This window comes from Emticicia sp. (genome assembly GCF_043780375.1).
In the GTDB taxonomy this organism is placed as follows: Bacteria; Bacteroidota; Bacteroidia; order Cytophagales; family Spirosomataceae; genus Emticicia.
The window spans coordinates 1-18226 of the sequence record NZ_JAYWCU010000197.1 but is presented as its reverse complement, the minus strand read 5'-3'; the positions used below and the strand labels follow the sequence as shown (position 1 = coordinate 18226).

General features: G+C 35.4%; 8 protein-coding genes. 4 read left to right on the top strand and 4 right to left on the bottom strand.

Annotated elements, in window-relative coordinates; translation table 11 throughout:
- The 3 genes from menB to ACH2CJ_RS15770 all read left to right on the top strand — a co-directional run.
- The coding region (gene menB / locus ACH2CJ_RS15780) for a 1,4-dihydroxy-2-naphthoyl-CoA synthase (RefSeq protein WP_394993916.1) at positions 1-711 on the top strand (711 nt) is incomplete at its 5' end.
- 866 nt (positions 712-1577) lie between these two features.
- Positions 1578-4853, top strand: coding sequence for a helicase-related protein (locus ACH2CJ_RS15775; RefSeq protein WP_394993915.1), 3276 nt, complete (start codon positions 1578-1580; stop codon positions 4851-4853).
- Entirely contained in the window at positions 4853-8431 is a 3579-nt protein-coding gene (locus ACH2CJ_RS15770; protein WP_394993914.1) for an Eco57I restriction-modification methylase domain-containing protein, read from the top strand. The genes ACH2CJ_RS15775 and ACH2CJ_RS15770 overlap by 1 nt, the downstream gene beginning before the upstream one ends.
- 630 nt (positions 8432-9061) lie before the next feature.
- Here ACH2CJ_RS15770 and ACH2CJ_RS15765 read toward each other — a convergent pair.
- The 3 genes from ACH2CJ_RS15765 to ACH2CJ_RS15755 form a co-directional block, all read right to left on the bottom strand.
- Positions 9062-9724, bottom strand: a complete 663-nt coding sequence (locus ACH2CJ_RS15765; protein WP_394993913.1) for a transposase — start codon at positions 9722-9724, stop codon at positions 9062-9064.
- A 90-nt stretch (positions 9725-9814) separates the two neighbouring features.
- Positions 9815-10945: an MBL fold metallo-hydrolase gene (locus ACH2CJ_RS15760; protein WP_394993912.1), complete on the bottom strand. Its 1131-nt coding sequence runs from the start codon at positions 10943-10945 to the stop codon at positions 9815-9817.
- A 265-nt stretch (positions 10946-11210) separates the two neighbouring features.
- Complete coding sequence (locus ACH2CJ_RS15755) at positions 11211-13679, bottom strand: PIG-L family deacetylase (RefSeq protein WP_394993911.1); 2469 nt, start codon at positions 13677-13679, stop codon at positions 11211-11213.
- A 467-nt stretch (positions 13680-14146) separates the two neighbouring features.
- On the opposite strand from ACH2CJ_RS15755, the gene ACH2CJ_RS15750 reads away from it, so the two are divergent.
- Complete coding sequence (locus tag ACH2CJ_RS15750; RefSeq protein ID WP_394993910.1) at positions 14147-16774, top strand: sodium-translocating pyrophosphatase; 2628 nt, start codon at positions 14147-14149, stop codon at positions 16772-16774.
- Between the two features lie 60 nt (positions 16775-16834).
- Here the strand turns inward: ACH2CJ_RS15750 and ACH2CJ_RS15745 are convergent, their stop codons facing one another.
- A complete protein-coding gene (locus tag ACH2CJ_RS15745; protein WP_394993909.1) occupies positions 16835-17923 on the bottom strand; it encodes a PQQ-dependent sugar dehydrogenase in 1089 nt (362 codons plus the stop codon).
- Positions 17924-18226 lie beyond the last annotated feature (303 nt).

Here is an 18226-nt window from a genome sequence, read left to right as displayed (position 1 = left end):
CGTCCACAGACGGTCAAGGAAATGATTGATGCCATGCACTTTTGCAGAGAAGAGCCTGTCATTGAAGTAATTATTTTGACAGGTGAAGGTGGAAAAGCGTTTTGCAGCGGTGGCGACCAGTCGGTTCGTGGACACGGTGGTTATATTGGAGAAGACCATGTGCCACGCTTAAATGTTTTGGACTTACAAAAAATGATTCGTTCGATTCCCAAAGTGGTCATTGCTGCAGTTGCAGGCTATGCCATTGGTGGTGGACACGTGCTACACGTAGTTTGCGACATGACAATTGCTGCCGAAAATGCTAAATTTGGTCAAACAGGCCCGAAAGTTGGTAGTTTTGATGGTGGTTTTGGTGCAAGTTATTTAGCTCGAATTGTTGGACAGAAAAAAGCCCGTGAAATTTGGTTTTTGTGCGAGCAATACGATGCACATGAAGCCTTGCAAATGGGCTTAGTAAATAAAGTTGTGCCATTAGAAAAACTCGAAGAAGCAACCGTTGCTTGGTGTCAGCGAGTACAGCAAATGTCACCATTGTCAATCAGAATGTTAAAATCTTCGTTTAATGCCGAGCTTGACGGTCAAGCAGGAATTCAAGAATTGGCAGGAAATGCTACATTATTGTATTATTTGACCGACGAAGCCAAAGAAGGTTTTAACTCATTCTTGGAGAAACGTAAGCCAGATTTTAGTAAGTTTCCGAAGTTTCCTTAATTACCAAAGATGTAATCAACTTCTCGCCCAACCTCCCGAATTCAACTTCCCGAAACAACTCCGTTGGGGGTTTTCAACTTTCGGGAAGTTTTTTTCTATTAAATATCTTTCTATTATAAATTTTAATAAGGAAGTCGTGTATTAGATATTGTTGATGTATTGGCAAATCTTAATAAAAGATTACTTATTCTTTGTAGCTGATTTGCAAATCCTATTATCTGTTTTTAAAACCTTGTTTTAATGTAAGAGATTATTGATGGTTTATTTTTAAATCTTGCTGTATTATTCATAAATCCTTCTTATTTATTCATAAATTTTGTTTTATTTTATAACAATCTTTTCAATAACTATACATATTCATGTTCTCTTAAAAAATATCAAAGAAGCTACACTGCCAAATATCAAATAAATTTCAAAGGTGTGATACTTTTGAAAAACAAAAAAATACTCAATTTTTGCTGTTAAATAAATAAATTAAAAATTAATTTGAGACAGTATTAAAAAAGCATAGTATTGTATTATCAAATCACAACTAAGATTTGAAGCTGCACTGAATGCCCTGCGTTGTAACAAATATCAATAAATCAAACGGGGGTCGCCTTTGATAATAAAAGCAAATCACAACGCAATTAGTTGCGTCTATATCGGTATTATAGGCTAGCGTAACAGACGACACAACAACCATTAAACTGACAGACAATAATCGAAACAACAGGACGATATATAAACTTAACAGCGGACTTTTTTCCGATACGACAGCCCCACGCCAAGTGTTTTATTTTTTTGTCAACCAACATTTTTTTAACAATTTTTGCCATCGCACCAAGAATAATCCGTATTTTAACGACCTAAGAATTTAAACATATATGTCAACAAAGTTTTTTACTAATAGCGAAGAGAACACCTTAATCAAAAAGTTTGAAGGGGTTTTTACATACAATCCCAACATACAATACTTTGACGCTTTAGTAGGCTACTTTCGGGCATCAGGATATTTCCGCATCAGACCATTTTTAGACAAAGTTCCAAACATTAGAATTTTGGTAGGCATCAACATTGACAAAATGCTTGCAGATGCTCAAAAGGAAGGACTTGAATTTTTCAAAAATCACGAAAAGACTAAAGAAGATTTCATCAAGAAAATTCAGGAAGACATTGAAAAAGCTAATTACGACAAGGACACAGAGAAAGGAATTTTGCAATTCATTGACGACTTGGTTGAAAAGAAAATTCAAATAAAAGCTCACCCAGAAAAAAAGATTCACGCAAAAGTTTACATTTTACGACCAGAGCCATTTAACGAACATACTCCTGCAACCGCAATTACTGGTTCATCAAACTTAACAGCAAATGGACTAGGCGTGAATAACCAATATGAATTTAATGTTCAATTAAACGACTACGAAGAAGTAAAATTTGCAACAGAAGAATTTGAAAAATTGTGGGCTGAATCAGTGGACATTCTGCCAGTTGACATTCAGAACATCAAAAAGGAAACTTATCTGAATGAAGAAATTACACCTTTTGAACTTTACATAAAACTATTAACCGAATACTTCGGAAAAAATATTGATTACGACCCCGATTCTATTGGCGACTTACCACAGAACTTCAAAAAACTATCTTACCAAGTTGATGCAGTAAACGAAGGTTTCAATATGCTTTTAAAACACAACGGCTTTTTATTAGCTGACGTTGTGGGCTTGGGCAAAACCGTTATTGCTGCAATGGTTGCAAAAAAGTTTTTAATGCAAAACGGCAGAGACAATACTAAAATACTAATCGTTTATCCGCCAGCCGTTGAGAAGAACTGGAAAAACACGTTTAAAGATTTCCAAATTGACAAATGCACTAAGTTCATTACCAATGGAAGCCTTGATAAAATACTCGCAGGACATCAAGACTATTGGCCCAAAGAAGATTATGATTTAATCATTATAGATGAAGCCCATAAATTTAGAAACCACACTACGGGTGCTTTTGATAGTCTTCAGAAAATAACAAAGAGCCCAAGAGCAAACAAAGGATTGATTGAAGGCTTGCAGAAGAAAGTAATTTTAGTTTCTGCAACTCCTTTGAACAACAGACCTGACGACATTTTCTACCAAATTCAAATGTTTCAGGATGCAAGGCAATCTACTCTCCCAATTACTAATCTAACTTCATTTTTTGCTCCTTTAATGGAGCAATACAAAACGCTTAAGCGTTTTGACGAATTAGATGTAAATAAGCTAAGAACCATTTACGGTAAAATTCGCAAGAATGTAATTGAACCCATTACCATTCGCAGAACACGAACCGACCTTGAAAATATTCCCGAATATAAAATTGATTTAGACAAGCAAGGCATCAAGTTTCCAAAAGTTGAACCACCTAAAAAAGTGGAATACCTGATGGATGAAAAGCTAAATGAACTTTTTCACAAAACTGTTTTCTATCTCACAGATGAAGACAAACTAAAATACAGCCGTTACCAAGCCATTGCAGGCTTAAAACAAGACATACAAGACAAGTATTACGAAAATGCAGAAACGGTTTCTAAATCATTAGCATTTATAATGAAAACCCAATTGATAAAACGATTGGAAAGCAGTTTTTATGCTTTCAAAAAATCATTGGGCAATTTTCAAACTGCTACAGACAGAATGATTGCAATGTTTGAAAACGATAAAATATTTATTGCACCGGACACCAATGTAAATAAACTTTTAAATGATGGCTGGTCGCAAGAAGATATTGAAACATACATTGAACGACTAAGCGAAGAAAACCCTAAAAACCAAACATTTAAAAGTGCAGATTTCAAAGACGGCTTTATTGAAAGTTTAAAAAAGGATGCTAAACTGATTAAGGAATTAGTAAAAGGTTGGAACGCTATTGAAAAAGACCCAAAATTAGATGAGTTCATAGCTCAACTTTCAAAACAATTCCTGAACAAGAAAACTAATTTAGAAGGTAAACTGGTAATATTTTCTGAATCAAAAGACACCGTTGATTATTTAGCAAAAGCACTGACCGATGCGGGAAGAAAAGATGTATTGGTTATTTCGGCTGCGAACAGAAAACAAATGTATGACACCATTGTAACCAACTTTGATGCAAACTGGGCAGCCGACAAACAAGTGAATGATTATAACATTGTAATCACAACCGAAGTATTGGCAGAAGGTGTAAACTTGCATCGTTCTAATGTTGTTATTCACTATGATACACCTTGGAACTCAACTAAACTAATGCAAAGAATTGGGCGTGTAAATCGTATCGGAACAAAAGCAAGTGCCATTTATAACTATGTATTTTATCCATCTGCTCAAGGCGATTCACAAATACGATTAAACAAAACAGCCTTTATGAAAATACAGGCATTTCATACTGCCTTTGGCGAAGACAATCAAGTTTTCTCAACCGAAGAAATTTTGGATGAAGTAAAACTTTATAGCAATGATGCATTTAAAGAACAAGAAGACGAACGTTTGAAGTTTTTATATTTTTTACGCCACTTCAAAAAAGCAAACCGACCTTGGTTTGACAAGATTAAAAAACTGCCTTTAAAATCAAGAGCAGGTAGAAGTTCAGCCGAGATTAAAAAACCTGAACTGCAAAACGGAACAGCAGCATTCTTAAAGACTGACAAGAAATTTGAATTCTATTGGGTGGACAGCAATAACCAACCAAAAGAAATTACACCGATTGAAGCATTCAAAATATTTTCGGCAGACGAAAAAGAAAAAAATGTTACTTTGATTGAAACACACCACGAACACGTAAACAAAGCATTGGAACATTTTGAAACGCTGGAACATAAAATTGCACAATCGCAAACCGACCCCGAAGCATTGGGTGGTGTAGCACAAAGAGCAAAAAAATTCTTGTCCGACCTTGTGAAATATCCACAAGTAACAGAAAAACAAAAAGAGAACATTCAAAAAATTGTAGTGCTTATTGACATTGGTAAATACACCAATCTGCCAACTGACATTGACCGTTTGCAAAAGAAAAAGCCAACTCCCAACATTATGACAGCATTAGCTGAAATAGATAAAATTTCGGCACAATACAATGTTGATTTAAGCTATGCACAAAAAGGCAAAAAGGGCAAAGTTGAAAAACCAGTTTTAATCATTTCAGAATCCTTTGAATAATGACATACGAACAAATTCATAACCTATTTAAGCAACGCTACAACCAAAGCAATTGGAAACAATTTTTGGGCGAAGCATTTGCCAAATCTCGTTTGCTTGCAACACCTGAAATACTAACTGGCATTGACAGTAACGTAGCTTCGCAGGTGCAAAAGTTGGGTTACATTACTCTCAACGAAAACGGAATTGAACGCCAAATTGCAGTGTATGAAGTTACCTTGGCACAAGGCATTATTTTGGAACGCAACCGTGTTGGTTTACGAAATTTGCTCCGCAAATATTGGAAAGATATTGATGCGGCATTCATAGCTTATCACAGACCCGAAACTCCTAATTGGCGGTTTACTTATGTTTCTGAATTAACTGGTTATGATGCAGCCGGAGAATTTGTAAAAATAAAAACAGAACCTAAACGCTACACATATGTTTTGGGCGAAGGCGAAAGCAATCGAACAGCAGCCGAACGCTTTACAGCCATTGCAAGCAAAGGCAGCAAAGCAACTTTAGACGATGTAAAAGAAGCCTTCTCGGTAGAAAAACTATCTAAAGCATTTTTTGATGAATACAAAAAGCACTACGATATTTTTTGCGACTTTATGGTTTCAAAACCAAACATTCGCCAAACCATATTTAACGGTGACGAAAAAGGCATTCGTGATTTCAACAAAAAACTTTTAGGGCGAATTGTATTCCTGTATTTCATTCAGAAAAAAGGGTGGTTGGGTGTGCCTAAAAACGAAGATTGGGGTAAAGGTGATTTCAATTTCATTACCCAACAATTTGAAAATATTAGAAACAAAGACCTTTTTTACCAGCAATTTCTTTCTCCTTTATTTTTCGAAACCCTGAATCAAAAAAGAGAGAACGATATTGCTCCATTTTTAAATAATCAAGAAAATCAAACAAATCCTAAAAATCAAGGTTCAGACAATTTTAAAATTCCATACCTAAACGGTGGTTTGTTTGAAGAAGACGACAAGAAACATAGAAACCTGATTTTTCCTTCAAATCTTTTTAAAAACTTATTTGATTTCTTTAATCAATACAACTTTACCATTTACGAAGACGACCCCAACGACCACACAGTAGCGGTTGACCCCGAAATGTTGGGGCATATTTTCGAAAACTTACTGGAAGACAACAAAGACAAAGGTGCATACTACACGCCTAAGGAAATTGTGCATTATATGTGCCAGGAGAGTTTGATTGAATACCTCACTACTTGGTTTGAAAACAAAGGCTACGAAGTAGTTGGCTACATTGGTTTTGACAAACCCGACCAACCCAAACTGTTTTCGGCAAACGAAGGCAGAAAAGGACAATTGGTTATGGAAACCGACAATAAAACTACAGGCAAACAGATAGACCGCATACTGATTGAAAAACTACTGAAAAAGAAGTTGGACGATGACGATAAAAAACTCATCAAAAAACATTCAGCCGAATTTCACAATGCTTTAGACTATGTAAAAATTTGCGACCCTGCCATTGGTTCGGGTGCTTTCCCTATGGGTTTGCTACACGAAATATTTACAGCCAAACAAACCCTACACACCTTTGAACATGGCAATACCAAAACCTTTGATGCTTCAGGTGTAAAACTCAATATCATACAAAACAGTATTTACGGAGTGGACATTGAAAAAGGTGCAGTTGACATTGCCCGACTTCGTTTTTGGTTGAGCCTGATTGTAGATGAAGAAAAGCCAAAAGCATTGCCAAACCTCGATTATAAAATTGTAGTAGGCAATAGTTTGGCGAGCAAATTGGGCGATGATATTATTGATATTGATTGGACACTAAATGAAACCTCACACGGTCTTTTTGGTGCAGACTTAGCAAAGCAAAAAAGCGACTTGCTAAAAAAAATAAGCAAAGAACAAAAAGAGTTTTTTAACCCCGATAGCGATAAGAAAAAATTAGCAGCCGAAATACGCAAACTGAAAATTGAATTGCTAATTAACCAATTGGAGTTAATGATAAGCACCAAAGGAATTGAAACTAAACCAAGTTTGGGCAAAAAAATAAAGGAACAAACCGAACTCTATTTGCAAACTATTGGTTGGAAAAATTCCATAAAAGACTTACAGAAACTAAAAAACAAACCCGAAGCCCCACTTGATTTTTTTGATTGGAAATTAGATTTCCCTGAGGTAATGAATGAGAAGGTAAACGCTAATATGGGCTTTGATATCGTAATTGCAAACCCTCCATATTTAGGTGAAAAAGGCAATAAAGATAAATTTCGCCCAGTTCAAATGACATCATTGGGTGTTAGATTCTATAAGGGTCAAATGGACCTTTTTTATTATTTCTATCATAAGGCTATTGATTTGATGCGACCAAATGGTGTTTCCAGCTTTATTACTACCAATTATTTTATTACAGCGGATAGTGCAATTAAACTGCGAAATGATTTCAGAGATAGAACAAGTTTTATTCGCCTAGTAAACTTTAATGAACTTAAGATTTTTGAAACCGCATTAGGCCAGCATAATTTAATAACTCTATTTCAAAAAAACATAAACAGAAATTTTACAGAAATACTTCTTTCCAAAGACAAGAGCTCATTTAATTTGAAAAATATTTCATTATTTTTAGATAAACAGTCAGCCAATGCTGAGTATTTTAGAATCGAAAGGAGTAAGTTGTATGAAGGCGAAGCTGCATATATCAGGTTTGGTAACACATCAGAAAATGCAGATGTTGCATCAATCTTTGCAAAGATTTTAAATAATTCATCGCCTCTCGAAAATATATGTGAAGTCAATGCAGGAATTGGTGTCACTGTTAGTAAATTATCATCAAAATATATTTCCAAATTTCCTAGACAAAATTACCAAAATGGAGAAGGTGTTTTTGTTATTGATAATAAAATCGCATCCGAATTAGAAGCAAATATTATTAAGGATTTTGTTAAAAATAGCAATATCGGAAAGTATACTTATGAGCAAAGTAAGGATAAATTGATTTACCTGACTAGAAATCATAATATAGAAAAATACCCAAAAGCAAAAAAACATTTATTGCGTTACAAGCCAATTCTTGATGACCAAATATTAGAATATGAAGAAGAATTTCCTTGGTATGCACTAAATAGACCCAGAACTGTCGAAGTATTTGAAGACTTAGACAAAATAATTTTGCCATATCGAAGCCTAACAAATGCTTTCGCTTATTCAAATGAACCAATTTATGGAAGTAGGGATGTTCTGTATATCAGAAAGAAGGAAACCACAACAAACATAAAGTATATTTTAGGCATTCTCAATTCTAAACTTATTTACTATTGGTTGTATAATAAAGGTAAAAGAAAGGGTGAAACCTTAGAACTGTATCAAAGACCTGTTTCTGAAATTCCAATAAAACTCTTTGACAATAAATATCAATCAACAATTTCAAGCTTAGTTGCTAAGATTATAAATCTTAAATTTCAAAAAAAAGACACCACTATTTTAGAGCAAGAAATCGACAATTTAGTTTACAAACTATACGAACTCACTTATGACGAAGTAATAGTAATAGACCCTGAATTTAGTTTAAGCAAAAAGGAATATGAAGCCATAAAATTGGAGTAAAGCCCACGCAATTTGCAAGCACACACAAAACCGCACAAGCTAACACACGACCAAAGTTTTTAATAGAGCTTGCAAAGCCGACCCAAAAGAAAAATTGTTTTTAAAAAATTTCCAACGCTTCAAAAAAAAATAAAACACCCGACACACAAGCCAGACAAAAAAGCACTCAACAAATGACAGTAACAGACCAAATATCAATAAATCAAACGGGGGTCGCCTTCGACAATGAAAGTAAATCACCACTTTTAAAACTTTCGGGAAGTTGAAAAACTTCCCGAAAGTTGGTCGTCGTCGAATATTCATCGAATGAAAAACTTCCCGAAAGTTGGTCGTCATCGAATATTCATCGAATGAAAAACTTCCCGAAAGTTGGTCGTCGTCGAATATTCATCGAAAGTTGATTATTCAATAATTAAACCAGCTTCCATTAAATTTTCAGTCAATTTTTCAGGTAAAACTTCACTTTGAAATGAAAGCAAATCACAACCAAGTATCAGAAGAGAATTAACGTAAGTTAGTTGTAACAAATATCAATATTTAAAGATTTAAAACTTTCGGGAAGTTTTTCAACTTCCCGAAAGTTGGTAAAGTTGGTAAGTTGGTCGTCGTCGAATATTCATCGAAAGTTGATTATTCAATAATTAAACCAGCTCCCATTAAATTTTCAGTCAGTTTTTCAGGTAAAACTTCACTTTGAAATGTTTTAAAATTCTCTAGGTCTCCAAACCAATTGAGTGCTTCCTCTCGCTTTAACTGCGTACTTTTTTGCGAAATAAAAGAATGAAGAGAAGAATGTTCCCATTCATAAGCATTATTTACAAATCCATGATGCACAGGATTTGAATGAATATAATGAATAAGGCTTGTATAATAACTATCCGAATCTACAATTTTTCGCTTAAAATTAGGCATAAAAAGACTGCCCATTCGCTTTTGTTGTTTGTTGAAAGCTTGTGAATAGGCACTAAAAAGACTACCAAACTCTCGACTGATAAACTTCGGCAAATATTCTTTGTTCAACGGTGGATAATCATTTTCAGGGTCTTTCATTTTCATTTTTTGTTGATATACGAGCTGCAAACCTTCAATATTATTAATTTTGACCATAAAATGAAAGTGATTGGGCATTAAACAATAGGCAAATGTTTGGGCTATTGGATTGATATATTCGGCGTATCGTTTCAAAAAATAATTAAAATTTTCTCTTTTGACAAATAAGTTTTCATGACCATTTGCATGGTTGTAGATATGGTACATCTCATTTGGCAAAAGTGGAATCTCATTATTTTTCATAGATAATATTTTTAAAATCTTGATTAATTAACTTCCCGAAAGTTGAAAACCCCCAACAGAGTTATTTCGGAAAGTTGTTGCGTTGCGAGGTTAATTCAACCCCAGCCACCACTTGGTAAAAACTTGGGTCGAGTCTTTCAAATTTACTGCTTCACCAATAATGGGTGTTATGATAGGGAAATTTTCTTTTTCTGCAACTGCGGAAACTCTATTTAATGGCTCGTCCCAAGAATGATTTCCTAAAGCAAATTTTGACGAATGCACAGGAAATAACCGCTTGGCATTCAAATCTTTTGCTGCTTGTATCACTTCTTCGGGCATCATGTGAATATATTTCCAGCTTTTGTCATACTGACCGTTTTCTAAAATAGCTAAATCAAAACCGCCATAAGTTTTTCCTATTTCAGCAAAATGTGTGTCATAGCCACTATCACCACCGATAAAGATTTTTGTTGTCGGTGTTTGAAGCACAAACGATGTCCATAAGGCTCTATTTCGCACGAAACCTCTACCCGAAAAATGTCGTGCAGGAGCTGTATATGCTATAAAACCTTCGGCTAAATCTATTTTTTCGTTCCAATCTTTCTCAATAATAATATTTTTATCAAAGCCCCAATATTCAAAATGCTCTGCAGTACCTAAACCACAAATTACTTTTTTTACTTTAGATTTTAACTGCATAATTGTTTCATAATCAAGATGGTCCCAATGATCGTGTGAGATAAATAGATAGTCAATCTCTGGAAAATCAGCTACTGAATAAGCATCTGTCCCTGTAAAAGCCCTTGTTGTAGCTTTTATGGGCGATGCCGCACCACTAAAAACTGGGTCAACCAAAACTCTTTTGCCATCGAGCTGCATGAAATAAGATGAATGTCCGAACCAAACCAATATATTTTCATCGGGGCTTAATTTGAGCAAATCAATTTTTATGTGCGGAATTTCATCCGTCGGTTTTGGTCTGAGTTTCTTTCCAAAAATAAACTCTTTCATTACGCTATAATAAGTAACACCTTCCGTCAAATCAGGCGTAATATTTAAATTTTGAAACGAGCCATTTTTATAATGTGGTGATTTTTTTATTCTTTCTAAGCGTTCACCCGAAGGTTTTTTTCCAAACTTTGCTTGTTGCATAAATACAAATACTGCCGTTGCTAACAGTACGATAATAGTCAAAAATGTTACTGTCATAAGTTTTACTATTTTTATAATTTTATTCATTGTGGTTATTTTTTACTAAAAGAGTAACAGCAAGCGTTTCTTTTAAATTCCAAAATTTATACTGTCAATACCATAAATTGAGTACAAGTAAAGAAAGAATAAAACAAAATTTCCCTCATTTTTTTGAAATAATTGGATGTAGTTGCCTTAAAAACAAAGAAGCCGAGCGAACTCGGCTTCTTTGTTTTATTTAAATTGATTTTGGCATCACTTCACAAGCAAAAATTGCAAGTTTTCCGCCAATATCACGTTCGTTGTGCAAGAGTTATTTCCCAACAGAAATCATGTTGGCGAAAAGTCGATAAGCACCAGGCACGCCAGCAGGCAATTCTCTAAAAAAAGCAAGACCTGTAAAAATGAAGTTTCCTTTGCCATATTTGGCATAAAGTAGGCTTCCCTCCTGCTCGGTTTCGTTGGCATCTTTTATTGAAAAAATGGTCTCATATTTATCGCTCCATTTGTCCGAAAAGTATAGCCCACGCTCTTGTACCCAACCTTCAAAATCTTTCGCTGTAATTTTGTTTGGGGTATTCATTAAAGGGTGTTCGGGGTTGATAATTTTCATTTCGGCAGTTTCGTCAGTTACTCTCCCTCTTCCAATTGCAAAAGGAAATGGTCCAGTTTCTTTTACTTTAGACACGCCATAAAACGCATTTGTTTGATATTGTGTTACCATATTTCCACCATTTTTAACATATTCCATAAGTTTTTCTTGGAAAAACTTTAAATATTCCTCTGTATTATAGGCACGAATACCAACAATAATAGCATCAAATTGTGATAAGTCTTTGGCTAATTCGGTCGGAGTTAGCATCGTAACTTGGTAGCCAATTTGTTGCAAAGCCGCTGGAACTTCATCACCCGCACCTGCGATGTAACCAATTTTTGTTCCTTTCTTTTTCAAATCAATACGTAAAGCTTTGGCTTCTGAAAAAGGGAAAAGCGTGAGAGTTGGCACGTGTTTATATTCGATAGAAGCAATACCACGATTAAACGTTCCGTTGGCTGTTGTAGCAATGGCTTTCAATATAATTTCAGAAGCTGTGGTTGAAGGAAAGACCTTGAAGGTCACCTTTTTTTCTTCATATTTATCTTTCAACTCAAAATTGATAGCCATAGGCTCAACTCGCCAAGAACTTGGTACATCTAATGTAACCGAACCATTCACACCTTTTTTTCCTGCCTTTAAAGTCACTACCACATCTTTCGACGAATTGTCGGCAAAAGAATAAACCTTTTCGGCAATAGTTACTGTTACTTCTGGACGAACTTCAAAATAACGATAAATTTCTCCGTCCGATGGTTCAACAAATTTATAAGTCAGCGGTGTTTGAAAAGTAAAACTCTTGCCATCAATTTTAAATGAATAATCACAAACCAAGTCGGCAGGTTTCATTGGTAAACCCCTCAAAAGTTGGTCTTTTACTTTATAAAAGCCATTTTCCTTTTTTTCTTCTAACCAATATGGTTGCGTAATTGCCTGATTAGCCGGAATTTGCAATTCATACGAAATATTCAAAGCATCATTATAAGTCAATTTTTTATTGATTATTGTATCTTGTTTTGATGCCTTAAAAGCTATTTTTTCAAGTGTAATGTTGGCATTACTTCTACTTACAACATTTACATTGACTTTTATTTTGTCATTGGGAGAAACTGAATAATCAACTGGATTTACTTCAAACCAAAGTCCAGCACAAGCTAAAATTAATTCTTGCACTTCTTTTTTCTTATACGTTGTCCACACGTTTTCATCCAAAGCTGCTATTGCATTATAAATTTCAATCAAAGCAGGAAGAGAAGCCGAAGGGTTTTGAGCTTTGAAATTATTATAAACCTCATTCACCATTTTCTCCACTTTCTCACCGCCATTGATTCTTTTCCAAGATAAATCTATGCCATCAAACAAGTCAGTTTTAGCTTCTTCACCTGCTTTATGCAATGCGTAGTCTGAACGCTGATTTTTTGTTTTTGCCGAACCAAAACCTTGGCTTTTATGCATGCTACGTGCCTCTGCAGCAATTTCGGTATAAGATTTTCCGAGCAGTGGGTTATAATCTCCCAAAGGAATTTTTATAAAACTACCTTCGGGCTGACCATTTTGAAAATTGGGTGAGAATGAATTCCAAACCAACCTCTTGACTTGCCACGGTTTTACGTATGCCAATTGCTCAGGAAAACGATTGGGGTCTGCGGCTGCTTTAAAGGCCTCTTCCGACAAAACTGCCGAAGCTGAATGATGCCCATGCCCAGCACGAGCGTCGGGCGGAAAGCGGTTGACCATTACATCAGGTTGGAACATTCTGATTCGCCATACTAAATCAGCCAAGATTTGCTCTTTTCCCCAAAAAGATAGGGCTTCATCAGTAGTTTTTGAAAAACCAAAATCATTGGCACGAGTAAAATATTGTTCACCACCGTCCACACTTCTTGCTCCTAAAAGCTCGTGCGTACGCAAAAGTCCAACATATTCGCCTTGTTCAGGACCAACTAAATTTTGTCCACCATCCCCACGAGTCATTGCAATGTAACCTGCACGAACCATTTTTTCTTTAGAAAGCCATGTGATAAAAAGCGTATTTTCGTCATCTGGATGAGCTGCAACGTATAATACATTGCCAACTACATTGAGCCGTTTCATGGCTTGAAGGATTTCGCCAGTATTCATTTGCTTGGTTTGGGCAAATAAAACTGAAGGAAACATAAATAAGAAAAAAACTAAAAATCTCTTCATTTTTGTGAAATTTACAGGAAATTAAATTCTGATTAAGGTTTATGAAAACAGGGTATTTATTTACAACTAATCTATTTTTGATTCAGAAAGTTAGTAAAGATTTTATTGGCGGTGAAATTTACATAAAAGTCCAACAAAAACCACTAAGCAATTCGACCAAATAGGTAAATTTCTCTACCGAATTGCTTTTTAATAAAATAAACAGAAAAATATCAATATGTTTACCTTCTTAAAATAGGTTTATGGCTTATTTCAACTTGGTTGATAACAGTATTTTTTCTGAATTTATCGGAACACGATGTAATAATTAGTCTATTTTGATGAAAATCTTGAATAAATGATAAACTTTTATTCAAAAAATACTAAAATTCAGTTTAAACTTTTATCAGAACTACAATTATTCTAAATTTGCAAACTTTTTTTTTAAACTGTAAAAACTAAACTCGAACAAACGACTTATGGATTCAATGATTATTTACCTTGTTCCGCTTTGTGGTATTATTGGCTTACTTTACACCGCTTGGCGATTCAAGTGGGTAACCGACCAACCCGCTGGCGATGCCAATATGCAAAAACTTTCAGGTTATATCGCAGACGGTGCAATTGCCTTTTTGAAAGCTGAATGGAAAGTTTTAGCTTATTTTGCTATTCCTACCGCTATTCTATTGGCTTGGCTTGGCACAACCACCATTCATTCTTCTCCTTTAATTGCTGTTGCATTTTTAATTGGTGCATTTTTCTCAGCATTTGCAGGTTATGTTGGAATGAAAATCGCAACCAAAGCTAATGTTCGTACTGCACACGCAGCTCGTACATCATTGGCACAAGCCCTCAAAGTTTCGTTTACTGGTGGTTCAGTAATGGGAATGGGCGTTGCAGGTTTAGCGGTTTTGGGTTTAAGTTTATTATTTATATTCTTTTATAATTATTTTGCTAAAGGTGAATTATTAACTTCTGATAACATGAAAAAAGCCATCGAAGTTTTGGCTGGTTTTTCATTGGGTGCAGAATCTATTGCTCTTTTTGCTCGTGTTGGTGGTGGAATTTATACAAAAGCAGCCGACGTTGGTGCTGACTTAGTTGGTAAAGTTGAGGCTGGAATTCCAGAAGATGATGTCCGTAATCCTGCAACAATCGCTGATAACGTTGGTGATAATGTTGGTGACGTAGCTGGAATGGGTGCCGATTTATTTGGCTCGTATGTGGCAACAATCTTGGCAACAATGGTTTTGGGACAAGAAATTAGTGTAATGGACAATTTCAATGGTTTTTCACCAGTATTATTGCCATTGTTTATTGCTGGTGCTGGACTTTTAGCTTCTTTGGTTTCTACATTTTTGGTTCGAATCAAATCTGAAACTTCGTCAGTTCAAAATGCTTTAAATATCGGTAACTGGGCATCAATCGCCATTACATTGGTTGCCTGTTATTTTTTAGTAATCAATATTTTACCAGAAGGAAATATTACTTTGCGTAGTATAACTTTTACTAGAATGGATGTATTTTATGCAATCATTGTAGGTTTAGTTGTTGGAACTTTGATGTCGATTATTACTGAGTATTACACAGCAATGGGTAAGCGTCCAGTAATGTCAATCATTGAAAAATCAGGCACAGGACACGCTACAAATATTATTGGTGGCTTGGCAGTTGGTATGGAATCTACGGTTTTACCGATTTTAACTTTGGCAGCTGGTATTATTTTCTCTTACCAATTTGCAGGTTTATATGGTGTTTCGATTGCTGCCGCAGGAATGATGGCAACAACTGCTATGCAATTAGCGATTGATGCTTTTGGCCCGATTGCAGATAACGCAGGTGGAATTGCCGAAATGTCGCAATTGCCAGCAGAAGTGCGTGAGCGTACCGATAATTTGGATGCTGTTGGTAACACAACTGCGGCCACTGGTAAAGGTTTTGCGATTGCTTCGGCAGCCTTAACATCGTTGGCTTTGTTTGCTGCATTCGTTGGTATTGCAGGAATCAACTCTATTGATATTTACAAGGCTCCAGTTTTGGCTGGTTTATTTGTTGGTGGAATGATTCCATTTATTTTCAGTGCCTTATGTATTTCGGCGGTTGGTAAAGCTGCCATGGAAATGGTAAATGAAGTTCGACGTCAGTTCCGTGAAATTCCTGGAATTATGGAATATAAAACAGAACCAGAATACGAAAAATGTGTTGCTATCTCAACAGAAGCATCAATCAGACAAATGATTTTGCCAGGTGCGATTGCATTAATTACGCCAGTTTTAGTTGGATTTGGTTTCAAAGGAGTTTTTCCTAATACTTCTTCTCCCGAAATTTTGGGTGGTTTATTAGCTGGTGTAACGGTTTCAGGTGTATTGATGGGGATTTTCCAATCGAATGCAGGTGGTGCTTGGGATAATGCTAAAAAATCATTTGAAAAAGGTGTTTTGATTGATGGTGTAAAGCACAAAAAAGGCTCTGAACCACACAAAGCTGCCGTAACTGGTGATACAGTTGGCGACCCATTTAAAGACACATCTGGTCCTTCGATGAATATTTTGATAAAATTAATGTCAATCGTTTCATTAGTTATTGCTCCTTATATCGCAGTAAAATCAGGTGATGTTACAACAGTTGAAGCTGCACCAACAATTATTGAAGCGGCAATGCCAGTAAGCATCAACAAAGAATTAACTTCGGGTGTAACTTTAAATTTCTTAGAAGGAGGAATTGAAGACCAAGTTATCAAATTTATTGAGTCTGATGTAGAAGCAGGAAAAGATAATTGGTTCAATTTCAAAGCATTAAATTTTGGTTCGGGAAGTAATGTAATTGATTCAACTTCGTTGAATGAAGTGAAAAATATTTCTGAAATCTTGAAAGCATATCCTACAGTAAGCATCAAAGTTGGTGGTTATAGTGATACCGAAGGTAATGACGCTGTGAATTTGAAACTTTCGAGCGAGCGGGCAGCAGCAGTAAAAGCCGCCTTGGTTACTTTAGGAACAGATGCAAAACGCTTAGAATCGGAAGGTTATGGTGAAATGCACCCTGTTGCATCGAACGATACAGAAGAGGGTCGCTCACAAAACCGTAGAATTGCGGTAAGTGTTAGAAAAAAATAAATTTAAAGTGGAATAAAATATAAAAATGCCCTTTTTCACAACAGAAAAGGGCATTTTTATTTACTGACAACCAGCAATTTGTGCATTGAAAACAACGCCACTTTCTGTTTTAAAGCCTGGACTAAGTTCTATTTTGTTGTTGGCACTGAATGACACATTTGCTAAATTTGAAATTTGAGCAGTACTCTGAATTGAATTCAAAGCCATATAATTACTCGATGAAGTAATTGGTGAGTTCAATGCTAAATTTTGTTCAGTACCACAAATTACAATTTGATATATTTTATCGAAAGTAGCTACATATAATTCTCCGTTATTATCTTCACCAAAGGTTGTTGGATTTGTCATTAAAACTCCTTTAAAATCGTTGCTAATCGAACCATTGGAAAGTCTTTTCAAAAGCCAAAACTTGCCAGAATTATAATCTGCATAACAATAGAACCCATTTAGTGCCGGATATTGACTACCACGATAAACATAACCACCAGTTACGGACGCAGGTAAATGTCCATTAAAATTATAACCATCAAAAGTAATAATCGGGAACACTAAATTACTGGTAATACTTGGGCAGTTTTGAGACAAATGAGGCATATTTCCTTCATAGCAACTCCAACCGTAATTTTTGTTTTCAAAATTACCGAAAGACACAAAATCCACTTCTTCGTAACTATCTTGACCAACATCACCAATCCAAACATCACCAGTTAGTCTATCAAACGAAAACTTCCAAGGATTTCTTAATCCTAAAGCAATGATTTCGTCAGGAATACTATCGTTAGGGGTTTGGAATGGATTTGCAGCAGGAATATGACTTGGAGAATCAACATCCAACCGCAACATTTTTCCTTTAACGGTTCTTAAATTTTGAGCATTTCCATATTCATCCCCAGCAGAACCTCTTCCACCTGGTGCTCCATCGCCAGTTGTCGTGTATAAAAATCTATCTTTTCCGAATTCTAAATCACCTCCTTCGTGTCCTTCATTATTTGGATATGAAAAAATAATTGATTCAGAATTTATGTCTGCTAAATTAGGATTTGAAGCGTCTTTGACAAACCTTGAAATGACACAACTCGCATCATTTGCCTTGTATTTTACATAGAAATAGCCATTCGTGGCATAATTTGGATGAAAAGCTACGGCCATTATCCACGATGCTCTGTCTGAGAGATTAATGAATGAAGTTGAATATGTTTGCCCATTTAAAAGAATTTTTACCTGAGTACCATCAACAATAAATAAACGACTATCACCTGCAGAAACAATATCAACAACTCCACTAAAGCCATTTCCAACTAATTTGAGGTTTATAGTTGGGGATTGAGCAAATGAAAAAAAAGGGAATATAAATAATAGACATTTTGAACACTAAATTATTATATTAACGTGCGTTTGTGCGACCTTTGCAAAAAAAAGCGATATGCAATACTTAAAAATACGCCAAAACGA

Excerpts from the sequence above, each read along its gene's own strand:
- ACH2CJ_RS15775 (WP_394993915.1), top strand. The coding sequence starts at position 1,578 with ATGTCAACAAAGTTTTTTACTAATAGCGAAGAGAACACCTTAATCAAA.
- ACH2CJ_RS15750 (WP_394993910.1), top strand. The coding sequence starts at position 14,147 with ATGATTATTTACCTTGTTCCGCTTTGTGGTATTATTGGCTTACTTTAC.
- ACH2CJ_RS15760 (WP_394993912.1), bottom strand. The coding sequence starts at position 10,945 with ATGAATAAAATTATAAAAATAGTAAAACTTATGACAGTAACATTTTTG.
- ACH2CJ_RS15765 (WP_394993913.1), bottom strand. The coding sequence starts at position 9,724 with ATGAAAAATAATGAGATTCCACTTTTGCCAAATGAGATGTACCATATC.
- ACH2CJ_RS15755 (WP_394993911.1), bottom strand. The coding sequence starts at position 13,679 with ATGAAGAGATTTTTAGTTTTTTTCTTATTTATGTTTCCTTCAGTTTTA.
- ACH2CJ_RS15745 (WP_394993909.1), bottom strand. The coding sequence starts at position 17,923 with ATGGCCGTAGCTTTTCATCCAAATTATGCCACGAATGGCTATTTCTAT.
- ACH2CJ_RS15770 (WP_394993914.1), top strand. The coding sequence starts at position 4,853 with ATGACATACGAACAAATTCATAACCTATTTAAGCAACGCTACAACCAA.